At 67.5% G+C, this 14,881-nt stretch carries 18 protein-coding genes; 6 read left to right on the top strand and 12 right to left on the bottom strand.

Annotation, left to right across the window (positions count from 1 at the left end):
• Positions 1-60: 60 nt before the first annotated feature.
• Genes OXQ95_RS05030 through OXQ95_RS05020 form a run of 3 tightly spaced genes read right to left on the bottom strand, consistent with a single transcriptional unit; the run spans position 61 to position 1,212 of the window.
• The gene (locus OXQ95_RS05030) at positions 61-339 is read right to left on the bottom strand and encodes a DUF3618 domain-containing protein (protein ID WP_267380316.1); all 279 of its coding nucleotides are present in this window, start codon (positions 337-339) and stop codon (positions 61-63) included.
• A complete protein-coding gene (locus tag OXQ95_RS05025) occupies positions 336-680 on the bottom strand; it encodes a phage holin family protein (RefSeq protein WP_242095617.1) in 345 nt (114 codons plus the stop codon). The genes OXQ95_RS05030 and OXQ95_RS05025 overlap by 4 nt, the downstream gene beginning before the upstream one ends.
• 4 nt (positions 681-684) lie before the next feature.
• A complete protein-coding gene (locus OXQ95_RS05020; protein WP_267380313.1) occupies positions 685-1,212 on the bottom strand; it encodes a hypothetical protein in 528 nt (175 codons plus the stop codon).
• 143 nt (positions 1,213-1,355) lie between these two features.
• On the opposite strand from OXQ95_RS05020, the gene eno reads away from it, so the two are divergent.
• Positions 1,356-2,636 carry a phosphopyruvate hydratase gene (gene eno, locus OXQ95_RS05015; RefSeq protein WP_242095619.1) on the top strand — a complete coding sequence of 427 codons (1,281 nt, stop codon included), beginning with the start codon at positions 1,356-1,358 and terminating at the stop codon, positions 2,634-2,636.
• Between the two features lie 85 nt (positions 2,637-2,721).
• Positions 2,722-2,979, top strand: coding sequence for a septum formation initiator family protein (locus tag OXQ95_RS05010; protein ID WP_267380667.1), 258 nt, complete (start codon positions 2,722-2,724; stop codon positions 2,977-2,979).
• Positions 2,980-3,157: 178 nt separating this feature from the next.
• On the opposite strand, the gene OXQ95_RS05005 is transcribed toward OXQ95_RS05010, so the two are convergent.
• The 4 genes from OXQ95_RS05005 to OXQ95_RS04990 all read right to left on the bottom strand — a co-directional run bounded on the left by OXQ95_RS05005 (position 3,158) and on the right by OXQ95_RS04990 (position 6,740).
• Complete coding sequence (locus OXQ95_RS05005) at positions 3,158-3,985, bottom strand: alpha/beta hydrolase (RefSeq protein WP_267380311.1); 828 nt, start codon at positions 3,983-3,985, stop codon at positions 3,158-3,160.
• A gap of 190 nt (positions 3,986-4,175) precedes the next feature.
• Entirely contained in the window at positions 4,176-4,523 is a 348-nt protein-coding gene (locus OXQ95_RS05000) for a hypothetical protein (protein WP_267380310.1), read from the bottom strand.
• A gap of 437 nt (positions 4,524-4,960) precedes the next feature.
• Positions 4,961-5,227 (bottom strand): hypothetical protein, encoded by a 267-nt coding sequence (locus OXQ95_RS04995; protein WP_242095622.1) that lies wholly within the window; start codon positions 5,225-5,227, stop codon positions 4,961-4,963.
• Between the two features lie 112 nt (positions 5,228-5,339).
• The gene (locus OXQ95_RS04990; protein ID WP_267380306.1) at positions 5,340-6,740 is read right to left on the bottom strand and encodes a M20/M25/M40 family metallo-hydrolase; all 1,401 of its coding nucleotides are present in this window, start codon (positions 6,738-6,740) and stop codon (positions 5,340-5,342) included.
• Between the two features lie 126 nt (positions 6,741-6,866).
• Here OXQ95_RS04990 and ettA point away from each other — a divergent pair, with 126 nt between their 5' ends.
• A complete protein-coding gene (gene ettA, locus OXQ95_RS04985) occupies positions 6,867-8,546 on the top strand; it encodes an energy-dependent translational throttle protein EttA (protein ID WP_267380304.1) in 1,680 nt (559 codons plus the stop codon).
• A gap of 29 nt (positions 8,547-8,575) precedes the next feature.
• Positions 8,576-8,965, top strand: coding sequence for a ribose-phosphate pyrophosphokinase (locus tag OXQ95_RS04980; protein ID WP_267380665.1), 390 nt, complete (start codon positions 8,576-8,578; stop codon positions 8,963-8,965).
• Positions 8,966-8,969: 4 nt separating this feature from the next.
• Here the strand turns inward: OXQ95_RS04980 and OXQ95_RS04975 are convergent, their stop codons facing one another.
• The 5 genes from OXQ95_RS04975 to OXQ95_RS04955 form a co-directional block, all read right to left on the bottom strand.
• A complete protein-coding gene (locus OXQ95_RS04975; protein WP_242095625.1) occupies positions 8,970-9,671 on the bottom strand; it encodes a Uma2 family endonuclease in 702 nt (233 codons plus the stop codon).
• 49 nt (positions 9,672-9,720) lie between these two features.
• On the bottom strand, positions 9,721-10,473 hold the full coding sequence (locus OXQ95_RS04970; RefSeq protein ID WP_267380302.1) for an NYN domain-containing protein: 753 nt from the start codon (positions 10,471-10,473) through the stop codon (positions 9,721-9,723).
• A 63-nt stretch (positions 10,474-10,536) separates the two neighbouring features.
• Positions 10,537-10,782 carry a hypothetical protein gene (locus OXQ95_RS04965; protein ID WP_267380300.1) on the bottom strand — a complete coding sequence of 82 codons (246 nt, stop codon included), beginning with the start codon at positions 10,780-10,782 and terminating at the stop codon, positions 10,537-10,539.
• 51 nt (positions 10,783-10,833) lie between these two features.
• Positions 10,834-11,319, bottom strand: a complete 486-nt coding sequence (locus tag OXQ95_RS04960) for a GreA/GreB family elongation factor (RefSeq protein ID WP_267380298.1) — start codon at positions 11,317-11,319, stop codon at positions 10,834-10,836.
• Between the two features lie 2 nt (positions 11,320-11,321).
• Positions 11,322-13,295, bottom strand: a complete 1,974-nt coding sequence (locus OXQ95_RS04955; protein WP_267380296.1) for a lytic transglycosylase domain-containing protein — start codon at positions 13,293-13,295, stop codon at positions 11,322-11,324.
• A gap of 105 nt (positions 13,296-13,400) precedes the next feature.
• Here OXQ95_RS04955 and dapA point away from each other — a divergent pair, with 105 nt between their 5' ends.
• Together dapA and smpB are read left to right on the top strand one after the other, a co-directional pair.
• Positions 13,401-14,285, top strand: coding sequence for a 4-hydroxy-tetrahydrodipicolinate synthase (dapA, locus tag OXQ95_RS04950; protein WP_267380294.1), 885 nt, complete (start codon positions 13,401-13,403; stop codon positions 14,283-14,285).
• A gap of 64 nt (positions 14,286-14,349) precedes the next feature.
• On the top strand, positions 14,350-14,832 hold the full coding sequence (gene smpB / locus OXQ95_RS04945; protein WP_242095631.1) for an SsrA-binding protein SmpB: 483 nt from the start codon (positions 14,350-14,352) through the stop codon (positions 14,830-14,832).
• The last annotated feature ends 49 nt before the right edge of the window (positions 14,833-14,881 follow it).

Here is a 14,881-nt window from a genome sequence, read left to right as displayed (position 1 = left end):
GGATCATCCTTGGCGATTCGGGGGTGTATGGGCAGGCAACGCTAGGATGCGCCTGCGGTTTCATGCTTTGCGCCGGAACAGCCCGGCGATCCGGTGGCGCCCGAGGAACAGCCCGGCGACCGCGACCGCGCCGGCCAGCGCGCCCGGGTTCCGCTGCGCGACCTCGATCCCGCGTTGGGCCGCGACTCCGCCCGCATCGCCCACTTCGCGCATCGTTTCCCGCGCGAGGCGACGGGGCTCGAGCCGCGCCTGAACCGCTTCGAGCGTGGCGTTGAGCTTGGCCCGGGTGGCGGCTGCCTCGGCTTCCGCCGCGATGAGGCGGGGGGAGGGGAGCGTCATGCCGCGTCTCCCACCGGCGCCGGCGGCGCGAGCCGCGCCTTGCCGATCATCGCCAGCACACCGGCGATCAGCAGCACGCCGAACACCACGGCCAGGGTCGCGAAGCCCGGCCCGATCAGCGTCGCCAGCGACAGGATCGCGCCGACCAGCAGCGCGATCAGCGCCGCCAGCGCCAGCACGCCCGCCACCGCGAAGAAGATCATCGCCGTCTTGTAGGCGGCGATCCGATCGGTCAGCCGGATCTTGCGCAGGTTCAATTCCGCGCTGGCAGCGGCCTTCGCATCCTCGATCAGCCGCGACAGCAGATCGGGTACGCTGTCCTTGTGACCGGCGAACGTCATGCGATCAGGACTTGGCGGCATCGGCACCGGCTTCGATGCCCGACTGGATCAGCCGGGCGGCGACGAAACCCACCGCGGCAGCAACGCCCACCGCGACCGCCGGGCTCTGGCGGACATAGCCGCGGGCATCGTCGAACAGCGCGTCCACATCCTTGCCCTTCACCTGCTCGGAATAGCCGGACACAGTTTCGGCCGCGGTGCGGGCATATTGGCCATATTGCTCGCCCAGCTTCTCGTCGACCGTGGTCGCCGCGTCGGTCAGCATCTGTACGAGCTGATCCAGCGCGCCGCTCACCTTGCCCTTGCCGTCCTCGGCGAACAGGCGGACCTTGTCATAGGCCTGCTGCTGCAGCTTGCCCGCGCCATCGGTCCGCGTCTGCCGGGCGCCCGCCGTCTTGTCGCCCAGCGTTCCGCCTTCGGCCGAAAAGGCAGCGCCCGCGTCCTTCAGCGGTGCGGCGGGCTCGAAATCGGTGTTCGCGGGCGGCGGGATGGCGTCCCCATCCTGCATCGGCTTCAGCGAGTCGTCGGCCATGGGAAATCCCTTTTTCCAGTTATGATCGTTCCAACCCCGATCCGCGATGGGTGTTCCACGACCGGCGCATTGCCTCGCCTTTGGCCGCGCGATAGAGCCGGCCGCGATCCACGCGACCCGCGTCAGCCTAGGAGCATCGTTTCGTGACCGCAATCATCGACATCCACGCGCGCCAGATCCTCGACAGCCGCGGCAATCCCACGGTGGAGGTGGACGTGCTGCTGGACGATGGCAGCTTCGGCCGCGCCGCCGTGCCCTCGGGCGCCTCGACCGGCGCGCATGAGGCGGTCGAGCGCCGCGATGGCGACAAGAGCCGCTGGGGCGGCAAGGGCGTGGACGATGCGGTCGCCGCGGTGAATGGCGAGATCGCGGAGGCGGTGCTGGGCCTCGACGCCGAGGACCAGGCCGATCTCGACGCCGCGATGATCGAGCTGGACGGCACCGAGAACAAGGGCCGGCTGGGCGCGAACGCGATTCTGGGCGTGAGCCTGGCCGCGGCGAAGGCCGGCGCCGAGGCGCGCGGGCTGCCGCTCTATCGCTATGTCGGCGGCGTGGCGGCGCATGTGCTGCCGGTGCCGATGATGAACATCATCAATGGCGGCGAACATGCCGACAACCCGATCGACTTCCAGGAATTCATGATCGTGCCCGTCGGCGCATCGTCGATCCTGGAGGCGGTGCGCTGCGGCTCGGAGATCTTCCACACGCTGAAAAAAGGCCTGGCGGACAAGGGCCTGTCGACCAGCGTCGGCGACGAGGGCGGCTTTGCCCCCAATATCGGCAGCACCACCGAGGCGCTCGACTTCATCACCGCCAGCATCGAGAAGGCCGGCTACACCCCCGGCGACGACGTGATGCTTGCGCTCGATTGCGCGGCGACCGAATTCTACAAGGATGGCCGCTACGACATCTCGGGCGAGGGCCGGATCCTCGAAAGCGGCGCGATGGCCGAATATCTCGCCGACCTGACCCGCCGCTATCCGATCTTCTCCATCGAGGACGGGATGGCGGAAGACGATTGGGAGGGCTGGAAGGCGCTCACCGATCTGGTCGGCAAAACCGTCCAGCTCGTCGGCGACGATCTGTTCGTCACCAATCCCAAGCGGCTGAAGCGCGGCATCACCGAAGGCATCGCGAATTCGCTGCTGGTGAAGGTCAATCAGATCGGTACGTTGAGCGAAACGCTGGAGGCGGTGTCGATGGCGCAGCGCGCGGGCTATACCGCGGTGATGTCGCACCGTTCGGGTGAGACCGAGGACGCGACGATCGCCGATCTGGCGGTGGCGACCAATTGCGGACAGATCAAGACGGGCAGCCTCGCGCGGTCCGACCGGCTCGCCAAATACAACCAGCTCATCCGCATCGAGGAAGAATTGGGCGATGCCGCCCGATATGCGGGACGAAGCGTGCTGATCGGCGCTTGATTGACGGCAGATTAAGCATGATGATGGAGGGGTGAAGACCGCAACGCCCCTCCAGCGCACGCTGCGCCGCGCCGCCCTGCCCGCCATGGGGCTCACGCTGATGGCGTTCTTCGGCGCCTATGCGGTGCTCGGGCCCAATGGGGCGCTCGCGTATGGGGACTACAAGCGCCAGCTTGCGCGGCGCGAGCATGATTATCAGGTACTCGACCAGCAGCGCGAGGTTCTGAAGAACCGTGTCGCGCTGCTCGATCCGGATCACGCCAATCCGGACATGGTCGACGAGATGGTGCGCAAGGAACTGAACGTCGCGCACCCCGACGAGGTGATCGTTCCACTGAAATAGGCCCGAGCGGTCTGTCATCTGCGGGGCGGCGGGGGCCGGACCCGACGATCTTTACCTATTCCCCGTTCGCCCTGAGCTTGTCGAAGCGCCTGTATCGGACACGACGGCGCTGCCATCGCAAGCGTGCTTCGACGTGCTCAGCACGAACGGGTTTAGGGATCGGGCTTGCGTCTTCCCGCTATCGCCCGAGGAACGTCAGCAGATCGCGCGTCAGGCGATCGCTCTCGGTGACGTTCAGGCCATGCGGCGCGCCCTCATATTCCACCAACTGGCTGCCCGCGATGCCCTTGGCGGCGGCGCGGCCCGATGCGTCGATCGGCACCGTCTTGTCGCCCGTGCCGTGGACGATCAGCGTGGGCACACGGAACGACGCCAGATCCGGGCGGAAGTCGGTGTGGCCGAACGCCTCGGCACAGGCGAGGGTGGGCTTCAGGCCGGCCATCATCGCCAGCGCGGTCGAATGATCGATCTGCTCCTGGCTGACCGGGCTGGAGATCATGCCCACGCCGTAGAATTGCGGCACGAACGTATCGTGGAAGAACTTCGCCCGGTCCGTACGGATGCCGTCGGAGATCTGATCGAAGGTCGATTGCGGCGTGCCGTGCGGATTGTCGTCGGTCTGGAGCATGTAAGGCACCACCGACGCGATCAGCGCGGCGGCGATCACGCCCTTGCCGCCATGGCGGCTCATGTAGCGCGCGACTTCGCCGCCACCCATCGAGAAGCCGACGATCGTCGCGTCCTGCTCGGCGCCCGTCGCCACCATGACGTCGGCAAGATCGTCCGACAGCGTGTCGTAATCATAGCCGTTCCAGGGCTGGCCCGAACGGCCGAAGCCGCGGCGATCATAGGCGATCGCGCGGAACCCGGCATCCGCCAGCGCCATCGCCTGCGGATCCCAGCTATCGGCGTTGAGCGGCCAGCCATGGAGCAGGATCACGGGGCGGCCGCTTCCCCAATCCTTGACGTAGAGATCGGTCCCGTCGCGGGTTTTCACATAAGGCATGGGGATTGGCTCCGGTGGGAGGTTGCGCAGCGAGAACGTCGCCGCCGCCATCCCTGTTCCGTTGCCCTCGGCTCCGCTGGTCGCCGAATGGCGCTCTCGCGCTCAGGCAGCTATCCGACAGCATGGCGCAATGAGCCGGACGCCGAGGTGCGCGCCTGGGCGGGGATTGCCGACGCTACCGAGTCTGACGTCAACAGGGCGGTTTGCCGAGCCGGGAACCGACCAGCCTTTTGGGGGCGAGTTCCTTCCAGCATTGCTCGATCAGCGCGTTCAGCCGGTGCGGTTCGGCCAGGAGAATGCGAACGAGAACGAGGGGGTGTGGCCGGTAATGGTCTTCGAGAAAATAGGCGGCTGGTTCCGTATCCAGCATAACGTCGCGCGTCATCGCATCGACTTTGAGCACCATCACGCCATCGTCGCGAAAGCGGGCGATCATCCTCTTGCCGATCTTGAATATCGGGCTGCCATACGCCGTGCCCTCGACTATCCCGGGGAACGTCAACAAGGTCTGCCGAACCCGTTCCGACGTATCGGTCATCTCTTCACCGCCCGCATGATGAGGCCGCCGTTCACGCCATCCACGTCGTGATGGTGCCGGCCATCTGGTCGGGCGTCAACGGACGGTTCGATCAGTCCGCCGCCCGATGGCTGTGGCCGCACTGGGGCGTGATCTCGTTCTGGAGTTTGATGACAATATATCGATCCGTCAGCCCTGAGCTTGTCGAAGGGTCTGTACCACACGCCCATGCTCGACGGCGGAGCAGGTGCTTCGACAAGCTCAGCACGAACGGACGGAGAGGCTGGAGTAACCCAACGTCATCCCGTTCTCGTTCAGCTCACGCCCGTGCGCGAACCACGTGGCCAAAGTTTCGCCAAGCAACGCCACCGCGCCGCTCCGACGACGCAAAAAGGGCGCCCCCGCAGGGACGCCCTTTCGGCAGAACATACGCTTCGGATGCGAACACCCGATAGCGATTAGTTCATGTTCTTGGCTTCGGCCTTGCCTTCGTCGCGGACGTTGTCGGCAGCGGCGTTCATGTTGTCGGCAGCGTTCGACATCACGGCAGCGGTGGTCGCGTTGGCGGTGTTACCGGCCACGGCGTCCATGTTGTCCGCCTGCATTTCCATGTTGTCCGCCAGCATGTCGGCGTTGTTCTCGACAGCGACGGCCTCGGGCGACTTGTGGCAAGCAGCCACGGTCATCAGGCCGGCGGCAGCGAGAACAAAGGCGATCTTCTTCATTCGGATGCTCCCAAGCATAGCAAATCATCGCGGCCGACCCGATTGCCGTCGCGAGCCCGTTTCATAGCCGCAGTTCCGCGCCCGTCAAACCGAAATTCATCTGCTGGAAAGGTTAGTGTCCGGATTTAGGCACGACGGTGCCCAGTTCCTCGGGGGCATTGGCGACGACCGCCAGCATTGTGGCCCAAGCCGCCACATTCTGGCGGATTTGGTCGGGGTCGATGCGGTCGAGCGTGTCTTCGGGCGTGTGGTGCCAATCGAAATAGCGCAGGCCCGATTGGTTGAGGTCGATCGCGGGGACGCCGCGGGCGAGCGTCGGCTCCACATCGGTGCCGTCGCCCGCCGTCTCGCTGCCGCGCACCACGCCCAGCGGCGCGAGCAGCACCGCGAGCCGGTCGGCCACCGCGCCGGCACCGGCAGGCAGGTTGGTGTTGAAGCGCCACACCCGGTCCGCGCCGAAATCGGATTCGGCGGCCAGTGCATGGCGCTCGTCCGCATGCGCCTTGGCATAAGCGAGGCCGCCATAGCCGCCGGTTTCCTCGTCGCCGAACCACACCACGCGGATGGTGCGGCGGGGGCGGCCGGCCTCCATCACCAGCCGGGCCGCCGCGGCGGTGATCGCGATGCCGGACGCGTCGTCGATCGCGCCGGTGCCGAGATCCCAGCTGTCGAGATGGCCACCGATCAGCACCACGCCCGCCGCGGGATCGCGGCCGGGCACTTCGGCGATCACGTTGCCTGATTCGCGCGAGCCCACCGGATGATCGTCGAGCACGAGGTGGACAATGACGGGTTTGCCCAGCTTCACCATGCGTTCGAGATTTTCCGCATCCGCCACCGACAGCGCCGCGGCGGGGATCGGCGCCACGCCCGCGGCGAAGTTGGTGACGCCGGCATGCGGTCCGCGGCCGTGATCGGTGCCGATCGAGCGGATCAGGATCGCCGCCGCCCCCTTCGTCGCCGCGACGCTCGGCCCCACGAACCGCGCCGAGCCCTGGCTGCCATAGCTCGATCCGTCCTGCGTCGGCTGCATCGCGTTCGAGACGAAGGCGATCTTGCCGGCCAGGCTGCCCGCCGGCGCGAGCTGGAGATCGTTGAAGCTGGCGAAATAGACGATCGGCAGCGTCATCCCGCCCGGCGGCGTGGCGCCCGAATTGCCCAGGCCGACGAGCCGCAGCGCCTGCGGATAGGGCGCGACCACCGATGCGCTCTCGGTGCCGCGAATCCAGACGGGCAACTGGAACGGTTCGACATGCACGTTGCGAAAGCCGAGCGCCTTCAGCCTGGCCACCGCCCAGGTGCGCGCGCGGCCCTCGGCTTCGGTGCCGTCCATCCGCGGGCCGACCTCGGTCGTGATCCCCGCGACGATGCCATAGGCGGTGTCGTCGCCCAGCGCCTTGTCGCGCAGCGCCGCCGCGCCCGCGTCGACGGGGGTGGCGGCGGGAGCGGTCCGCTGGGCGAGCGCGGGCGCCGCGAACAGGGACGTGGCGAGCAGGAGGGAGGCGAGGCGCATGGGCGATCCTTGATAGGGAAGCGATGCAGCCATGGTTCACCATCGCGCGCGGTTTGCCAACCGCCCGTGCGCCCCTTACATGGCGCGCATATTCTTTCCCTTTCAACGCGGAGCGCAGCGACCGTCATGGCCGTCCAGTATACCTACGTCATGAAGGGTCTGACCAAGACCTTCCCCGGCGCCAACAAGCCCGTCCTCAACAACATCCACCTGCAGTTCATTCCGTCGGCCAAGATCGCGATCATCGGGCCCAACGGCTCGGGCAAATCGACGCTGATGAAGATCATGGCGGGGATGGATCCCGATTACGTCGGCGAGGCCTGGGCGGCCGAGGGCATTCGCGTGGGCTATCTCGCGCAGGAGCCGGTCCTCGATCCGACCAAGGACGTGATGGGCAATGTGAAGGACGGCGTGCGCCCCGTCGCCGATCTGGTCGACCGGTTCAACGCGATCTCGGCGGAGATGGGCGATCCCCAGGACGACACCGATTTCGACGCGCTGATGGAGGAGATGGGCGATCTCCAGGCCAAGATCGACGCGGTCGACGGCTGGGCGCTCGACAGCCAGCTCGAACAGGCGATGGAAGCGCTGCGCTGCCCGCCGGGCGATGCCGATGTGACGACGCTCTCGGGCGGCGAGAAGCGCCGCGTGGCGCTGTGCAAGCTGCTGCTCGAAAAGCCCGATATCCTGCTGCTCGACGAACCGACCAACCATCTCGATGCCGAGAGCGTCGCGTGGCTCGAGAATTACCTGAAGGAATATGCCGGCAACGTCATCCTGGTGACGCACGATCGCTACTTCCTCGACAATGTCGTCAACTGGGTGCTCGAGCTCGATCGCGGCCGTTATTACACCTATGAGAGCAACTATTCGGGCTATCTCGAGAAGAAGGCCAAGCGGCTGGAGCAGGAGGAGCGCGAGGAGCAGGGCAAGCAGCGCGCGATCGCCGACGAGCTGGCCTGGATGCGCCAGACGCCCAAGGCCCGCCAGACCAAGAGCAAGGCCCGCATCCGCGCGTTCGACGAGCTGATGGAGAAGCAGGAGAATCGCGTCGCCGGCAAGGCCGCGATCCTGATCCAGCTGCCCGCGCGCCTGGGCGGCAAGGTGATCGAGGCCAAGGGCCTGACCAAGAGCTATGGCGACAAATTGCTGTTCGACGGGCTCGACTTCACGCTGCCGCCGGGCGGCATCGTCGGCGTGATCGGGCCCAACGGCGCGGGCAAGTCGACGCTGTTCAAGCTCATCACCGGGCAGGAACAGCCCGACGAGGGCACGATCGAGGTCGGATCGACCGTCAAGCTCGGCTATGTCGACCAGAGCCGCGACGATCTCGATCCCAACAAGAATGTCTGGCAGGAAATTTCCGACGAGCTGGAGGTCTTCCGCTTCGGCAAGCAGGAGATGGGGACGCGCGCCTATGTCGGCGCGTTCAACTTCCGCGGGCCCGACCAGCAGAAGAAGGTCGGCCAGCTCTCGGGCGGCGAGCGCAACCGCGTCCATATGGCCAAGATGCTGAAGGAGGGCGGCAACGTCCTGCTGCTCGACGAACCGACCAACGATCTCGACGTCGAGACGCTGCGCGCGCTCGAAGAGGCGCTGGAGACGTTCGCGGGCTGCGCGGTGGTCATCAGCCACGATCGCTTCTTCCTCGATCGCCTCGCCACGCACATCCTCGCCTTCGAGGGCGACAGCCATGTCGAATGGTTCGAGGGCAATTACGAGAGCTATGAGGAAGACAAGCGCCGCCGGATGGGCGACGCGGCCGACCGGCCGACCCGGCTGGCGTACAAGAAGCTGACCCGGTGACTCGCACGTCCTCCGGCCATGGCGGCACGCTGTCGCAATGGCTGGAGGATTCGGGGATCGTACCCACCGAGGTGCAGGATCTCGGCGACGTGGTGCGGGTGAAGGCGCTGCTCGTCGAAGCCGCACGCGAGCGGCGGGCGCTGAGCTATTCCGAACTGCTGGGGTTGCTCGGCCACCGCTTCACCCGCCCGCGGATGCGCGCGGTGTGCCGCACGCTCGACGCGATCGACAAGGCGGGGCGCGCCGCGGGTGAACCGGAACTCGCGGTGCTGGTGGTGCGCGAGGGCGACGGGCTGCCGGGGCAGGGCTGGTGGATCGGGCGCGACGGGCCGACGAGCGACAACGCGGACGCGCGGGCCTATGTCGATCGGGTTCAGGGGGCGGCGTTCGATTATTGGGCGGCTCGAACCGGCGCCTAGACGATCAAAGGTCCGCAGTATCGATCGTGATCGCCCCAATCGTGGCGAGGTCGATCCGATCGCCGAAAGCAATTTGGCGCCGTTCGTCAAATGCCGAGCCCTGCGGCATCCACATCTGGTGAATGATCCGCGCATTCACGTCGGCGACCCAATATTCCGGGATGCCACCGCCAGAATAGAGGCGGACCTTTTCGTCGAGATCGAACCGCGCGGTATGGACCGACACCTCGACCAGCAACGCCACCGAATCCGCCGGGATCGGTCCATCGCCTCTTGGCTCTCGCGTGACGATGATGTCCGGCTGAGGCTCGCTGACCGTGTCGATCGCGACCGATTGTTCGGTGGCGACGCGTAACGACGTGCCTCCATTTTCGAGAGCGCGCCGCAACCGGTAGGCAAGTTCGTCCTTGATATAACCGTGCCGGCGATATTGCGGGCTCATCGGATAGACCAGACCATCGATAAGCTCCGTCTTTCCGTGTCCATCAAGCATGCCGAGCCGGTCGAGAAACGCATAGTCCTGACGACGCAACTTGATAGGAACCGAGGCATCGGACTCCGGCTCGTTCTCGTCCTGCATCGGCACGCCGGATATCTCGCCGTCGAGCAACTCGCATTTCGAAAAGCCCGCAAATGCGCCTGCCTGTTTCAGCGCCCAGAATGCATCGGCCCGCAAACGAAGCGGCTCACGATGATCGAAGGGCACATGAACGTTCATCGCGCTACGATAGCATCCTCACCTGCGCCGACCAACATCACCGCAGCCGCTTCACGAACACGCGGCCGCCCTCGCGGCGTTCGGTCTGGAAATTGGGAACGGTCTCGATCAGGTCGCTGAGGCGGTTGAACCCGTAGTTGCGCGCGTCGAAGCTCGAGCGGTTGCCCGCGAGCTGGCCCATCTCGGTCAGGCTGACATAGCCGCGCTCGTCGCGCTTCACCGCGTTGTACGCGTCGATCAGCAGTTTCAGCAGTTCGGGCCCGATCTCCTTGCCGCCGCGCGCGCGTGCCGGGGCAGGGGCCGGTCGGTCGCCGCCGATCGCCGGGGGCAGCGGCATCGCGGCAGGCGTCTCGTCCAGCGCGCCCACGTCGATGAAGCGCGTGCAGGCTTGGCGGAAGCCCTCGGGCGTGCGGCTCGTGCCGAAGCCATAGACGGGCACGCCGTCCTGGCGGATCCGGGTGGCTAGCGGCATGAAATCGCTGTCCGACGACATGATGCCGAAGCCGTCGATCCGCCCGCGGAACAGCAGGTCCATCGCGTCGATCGTCATCTTCATGTCGGTCGCGTTCTTGCCCTTGGTCAGGTCGAACTGCTGCTGCGGCTCGATTCCGTGGCGGATCGACATGTCGCGCCATGCCTTCAGCGCGGGCTTGGACCAATTGCCATAGACGCGCCGGACGTTGACGGTGCCGAGTTCGGCCAGCACCGTGAGCACCGGATCGAGCGTGGCGGCGGAGGCATTGTCGGCGTCGATCAACAGGGCGACGTTGCGGGTGGTGGTGTCGGTCATGCCGCCACCCTCACCCGCGGCGATGGCCGCGTCAATCGCCCATAGCCGTCGGGCTTCGCGGCATCAGGCGTCGCCGCGACGATCGCGCTCATAGGCGTCGCCATGCGCGATATCGTCCTGCTTTTCGGGGCGCGTCATGCCGTCGGGATCGGCGACCGCGCGCTTCAGGTCGGCGGCGGAGCCGATGTCGGTCTGCAGATCGCCGCCGGCGCTTTCGGCAATCGCGCCCGGCTCTGCATCGGCGACGGCGGCGTCGATCAGCGCGTGATCGTCATGGTCGCGGGCGGCGGTGGTGCGGGGATTTTCCATGGATGCTCTCCTCTTGGACAAGGAGAACCGGTCAGGCTGCGCCGCGTTCCCTCACGCATCCGGGTAACGGATGGAAATCACTTCATATTCACGTTCGCCCATGGGCAAGGCGACGCGGCGCAGATCGGCAATGCCGGCGCCGCGCAGCGCGCGGGCGAAGGGCGAGTTCCAGCCGATCCGCCCGGCGCTTGCATCGGTCTCGTCGTCGCCGACCAGGGTCAGCACCCGCTCCGCATCGTCCTCGTCCGCCACGGTCACCGTGGCCCCGAACCAGATCCGCGTCCGGTCGGCCTGTGCCGCGGGATCGACCACCTTCGCCGCCTTCATCCGCCTGGACAGCCAGCCGAGCCGCCGGTCGATCTCGCGCAGCCGCTTGCGGCCATAGATATAATCGCCGTTCTCGGACCGGTCGCCATTGCCCGCCGCCCAGGCGATCGTCTCGACCAGCGCGGGGCGCTCCGTGCCGAAGAGCAGATCATATTCGGCGCGCAAGGCGGCATAGCCTGCCGGGCTGATATAGTTCGGCCGGTCGGTCATGGTCAGCCGGCGCGCGCGCGGCCCAGATACCAGCTCAGCCGCGCGGTGCCCGTGCTCTTGGAACGCTGCGGGTTCATGAGGTCGTACACCACCGCATTCTCCAGCACGCGCTGCACATAGTTGCGCGTCTCGGTGAAGGGGATCGCCTCGATCCAGTCGACCATGTCGATCGCGCCCGTGCGCGGATCGCCGTTCGCCGCCAGCCATTTGTTCACGTTGCCGCCGCCCGCGTTATAGGCGGCGATGGCGAGCGGATAGCTGCCGTAATTGGCGAACACGCGCTGGAAATAGCTGGAGCCGAGCATGATCGAGATGTTGGAATCGCGCGTCAGCATGTCGGGCGAATAGGCGAGGCCGATCTTGCCTGATTGCTCGCGCGCGGTGCCCGGCATCAGCTGCATCAGCCCGCGCGCGCCGGCATGGCTGACGGCGGCGCGGTCGAACTGGCTTTCCTGGCGCGAGATGGCGTGGATGATCGTCCAATTGTCCTCGTAGCCCGCGGGCACCGGCACCGTGGGGAAGCCCGACGCGGCATAATCGGTCAGCCCGCTCTGCATCGCGCTGCGGCCCACCAGCACGGCGAGATCGGGCCGGTTGATCTCGCGCGAGAAGTCCGTGGCGAGCAGGTGATCGGTGTCGCTATGCGCATCCGCCGCGATCTGGCGGATGAAGGCGGTCTGGTCCTGCCAGTCGCCGATCTGGCCGAGAAAGCGCGCGGCGCGCACCGTCTCGCGCTGCGCGAAGGCGGCGCGCGCGGTCGGGTCGACGATCAGGCCCGTGGCCGCCACCGGCGCCACCAGCGCATGCCCCGTATGTTCGAGCGCGAGCTGGCCGTAGAAGACGTCGCGATAGCCCGCAGCGTGCGCATAATAACTCGCCGCCTCGGCGCTGCGCCCCGCGGCCTCGGCGGCGCGGCCCGCCCAGTAGAAGCCGCGCGCGCGCGTCTGCGGCGCCTGGCTGGCGCGCGCATAGCGGTCGAAGAGGGTCGCGGCGTCGGCGGGGCGGCCCAGCCGTTTCAGCGCGGTCTGCCCGCCCAGCCAGGCGAGACTGGTGTAATTGTCGCGCTCGCCGAACGGCTTGGTCGCGATGTCGGTGCCTTGCGGATAGCCGTCGTCGAGCTGCCGCGCGATGTCGTAGGCGAGCTGATACTGGCCGTCGGTGCTCGCCGCGCGCGCGTTCGTCAGCAGCACGTCGTACCAGTTCTGCGGATTGGCGGGCGCTGCCGTCAGCGCGCGCGGCTGCGCCAGCCAGGCGCGTGCACCGGGCGCGTCGTTCGCGCCGCGCAGCCAGATCGCCCGGTCCGCGACATAGCCGGGATCGCTCGCGAAGCCGCTGGTGCCGCCGGTCGCATAGCCGCTGGCGTCGGGCGCGTTGCTGCGCAGCGACAACCGGGCGGTGAACACCGCGCGCCGCGCCGGCGAGGTCCACGCCAACTGGCGCTGCGCGGCGGGGATCGCGCCGGCCCAGAGCAGCGCATCCATCCGCGCGTCCTGGTCAACAGGCGTCAGCACGGTGGCGAACGCGGTCTGCACATAGCTCTCGTCCTGCGGGGCGAGCACGCCCTTGCGCCAGGCATTCCGCGCCGCCACCGCGGCGTCGGCGGCCATGCCGCTCGCCTGCAGCGCGCGCGCGAAGGCCACGCCGCCGGCGGCCGATTGCGGCGGGAAGCGCCGGAAATAGGCGATGACGCTGCCCGGCGCGCCGTTCGCCGCCTGGCGTTCGGCGGCGCGCCGGTTGGCGGCCTCGCCCGGCCAGCCGGGATGCGCCATCAGGAAGCCGGCATAGCTGTCGAACGGCAGCGCGTCGGTCTGCTGCACCGCGCGCCACTGGGCGATGGCGGCGACGATCGCGCCGTCCGCCGGCGTGGCGGGCATCGGCGCCTGCGGCCCCATGTTCGCCATCTGCGTGCGATAGCGGTCGAGCGCGTCCTGCCCCCCGCCGGAAGGCATCGTCACGCCCGCCAGCGCCGCCATCATCAAGCCCGTCTTCGCCGCCAATGCTACCATGTGGACAGGATAGGGCCGCCACCCGTATCTGTCCTGAACAAAATCGCGCGATTGGGCGCGCAGGAGCCACGTTTCATGTTTTCCGGGTCCATCCCAGCGCTGGTCACGCCGTTCGACGACGCCGGCGATTTCGCCGAGACCGCCTATCGCGACCTGATCGAGTGGCAGATCGCGGAAGGGTCGGCGGCGCTGGTGCCCTGCGGCACCACCGGCGAGGCGGCGACGCTGACCGCCGAGGAGCATTTCCACATCGTGCGCGTCTGCGTCGATCAGGCGCGCGGGCGCGTCCCGGTGATCGCGGGCGCGGGATCGAACGACACCCGCGTCGCCGCCGCGAATTTGGGCCGTGCGAAGGATGCGGGCGCGGACGCCGCGCTGATGGTGCCGCCTTATTACAACCGGCCGGGGCAGGAGGGGATCTTCCGCCACTTCGACGCGCTGGCGACCCACGCGCAACTGCCGATCATCCTCTACAACGTGCCCGGTCGCACGGTGACCGACATCCTGCCCGAGACGCTGGCGCGGATCGTCAACGCGCATCCCGCCGTGTTCGTGGCCGTAAAGGACGCGAGCGGCGTGCTCGCGCGTGTGAGCCAGCACCGCGCCGCCTGCCCGCCGAGTTTCGTCCAGCTCTCAGGCAACGACGATCTGGCGCTGGCGTTCAACGCGATGGGCGGCGGCGGCTGTATCTCGGTCACCGCCAATGTCGCACCGGCGCTCTGCGCCGCGTTCCAGGCCGCGTGCGCGCGTGGGGATGGCGCCGGGGCGCTGGCGCTGCACGACCGGCTCTATCCGCTGCACGACGCGATGTTCGCCGATGCGTCGCCGGGCCCGGTGAAATACGCGATGACGCGCGTGCGTCCCGGCTTCCCGGCGGGCATCCGCCTGCCGATGACGTGGCCGGGCGAGGCCGCGCGGGCGCTGGTGGACGCCGGGCTCGAAACGGCGGGGCTCGTCTAAGCCCCGGCCCACGCGGGCGGATTGGGCGCTTCCCCTCGATCCCCCGCGTCCCTATGTCGCGCGCATGTCGCGTCCCAAGCCCCCCCTGTTCGAGAAGACCAAGATCGTCGCGGAGAACCGCCGCGCGCGCTTCGATTATTATATCGAGCATGTGTACGAGGCGGGCATCGCGCTCACCGGCACCGAGGTGAAGTCGCTGCGCAGCGGCACCGGCTCGATCGCGGAAAGCTATGCCGAGGTGCGCGAGGGGCAGGTGTGGCTCGTCAACTCGAACGTGCCCGAATTCAGCCACGGCAACCGCTTCAACCACGAGCCCAAGCGGCCGCGCAAGCTGCTGTTGCACGAGCGCGAGATCAACAAGATGCACGGCGCGGTGGCGCGCGAGGGCATGACGCTCGTGCCGCTGATGGTGTATTTCAACTCCAAGGGCCGCGCCAAGGTCGAGCTCGCGCTCGCCAAGGGCAAGAAGGACCATGACAAGCGCGACACCATCCGCGAGCGCGACTGGAAGCGCGAACAGGGCCGGATCATGCGCGATCGCGGCTGATCGGGGCTGCGTCGATCGGCATTGACGATGGCGGTCGCGTCATGACACA

The organism is Sphingomonas sp. GC_Shp_6 (genome assembly GCF_026540835.1).
In the GTDB taxonomy this organism is placed as follows: domain Bacteria; phylum Pseudomonadota; class Alphaproteobacteria; order Sphingomonadales; family Sphingomonadaceae; genus Sphingomonas.
The sequence above is the reverse complement of the archived record's forward strand: the minus strand, read 5'-3'. Positions and strand labels throughout refer to the sequence as shown.

What these genes read in the sequence shown, in the direction of transcription:
- OXQ95_RS05030 (WP_267380316.1), bottom strand. Translation starts at nt 339, where the DNA reads ATGACGCTCCCCTCCCCCCGCCTCATCGCGGCGGAAGCCGAGGCAGCC.
- OXQ95_RS05025 (WP_242095617.1), bottom strand. Translation starts at nt 680, where the DNA reads ATGACGTTCGCCGGTCACAAGGACAGCGTACCCGATCTGCTGTCGCGG.
- OXQ95_RS05020 (WP_267380313.1), bottom strand. Translation starts at nt 1,212, where the DNA reads ATGGCCGACGACTCGCTGAAGCCGATGCAGGATGGGGACGCCATCCCG.
- OXQ95_RS05010 (WP_267380667.1), top strand. Translation starts at nt 2,722, where the DNA reads ATGGGGCTCACGCTGATGGCGTTCTTCGGCGCCTATGCGGTGCTCGGG.
- OXQ95_RS05005 (WP_267380311.1), bottom strand. Translation starts at nt 3,985, where the DNA reads ATGCCTTATGTGAAAACCCGCGACGGGACCGATCTCTACGTCAAGGAT.
- OXQ95_RS05000 (WP_267380310.1), bottom strand. Translation starts at nt 4,523, where the DNA reads ATGACCGATACGTCGGAACGGGTTCGGCAGACCTTGTTGACGTTCCCC.
- OXQ95_RS04995 (WP_242095622.1), bottom strand. Translation starts at nt 5,227, where the DNA reads ATGAAGAAGATCGCCTTTGTTCTCGCTGCCGCCGGCCTGATGACCGTG.
- OXQ95_RS04990 (WP_267380306.1), bottom strand. Translation starts at nt 6,740, where the DNA reads ATGCGCCTCGCCTCCCTCCTGCTCGCCACGTCCCTGTTCGCGGCGCCC.
- ettA (WP_267380304.1), top strand. Translation starts at nt 6,867, where the DNA reads ATGGCCGTCCAGTATACCTACGTCATGAAGGGTCTGACCAAGACCTTC.
- OXQ95_RS04970 (WP_267380302.1), bottom strand. Translation starts at nt 10,473, where the DNA reads ATGACCGACACCACCACCCGCAACGTCGCCCTGTTGATCGACGCCGAC.
- OXQ95_RS04965 (WP_267380300.1), bottom strand. Translation starts at nt 10,782, where the DNA reads ATGGAAAATCCCCGCACCACCGCCGCCCGCGACCATGACGATCACGCG.
- OXQ95_RS04960 (WP_267380298.1), bottom strand. Translation starts at nt 11,319, where the DNA reads ATGACCGACCGGCCGAACTATATCAGCCCGGCAGGCTATGCCGCCTTG.
- OXQ95_RS04955 (WP_267380296.1), bottom strand. Translation starts at nt 13,295, where the DNA reads ATGATGGCGGCGCTGGCGGGCGTGACGATGCCTTCCGGCGGGGGGCAG.
- dapA (WP_267380294.1), top strand. Translation starts at nt 13,401, where the DNA reads ATGTTTTCCGGGTCCATCCCAGCGCTGGTCACGCCGTTCGACGACGCC.
- smpB (WP_242095631.1), top strand. Translation starts at nt 14,350, where the DNA reads ATGTCGCGTCCCAAGCCCCCCCTGTTCGAGAAGACCAAGATCGTCGCG.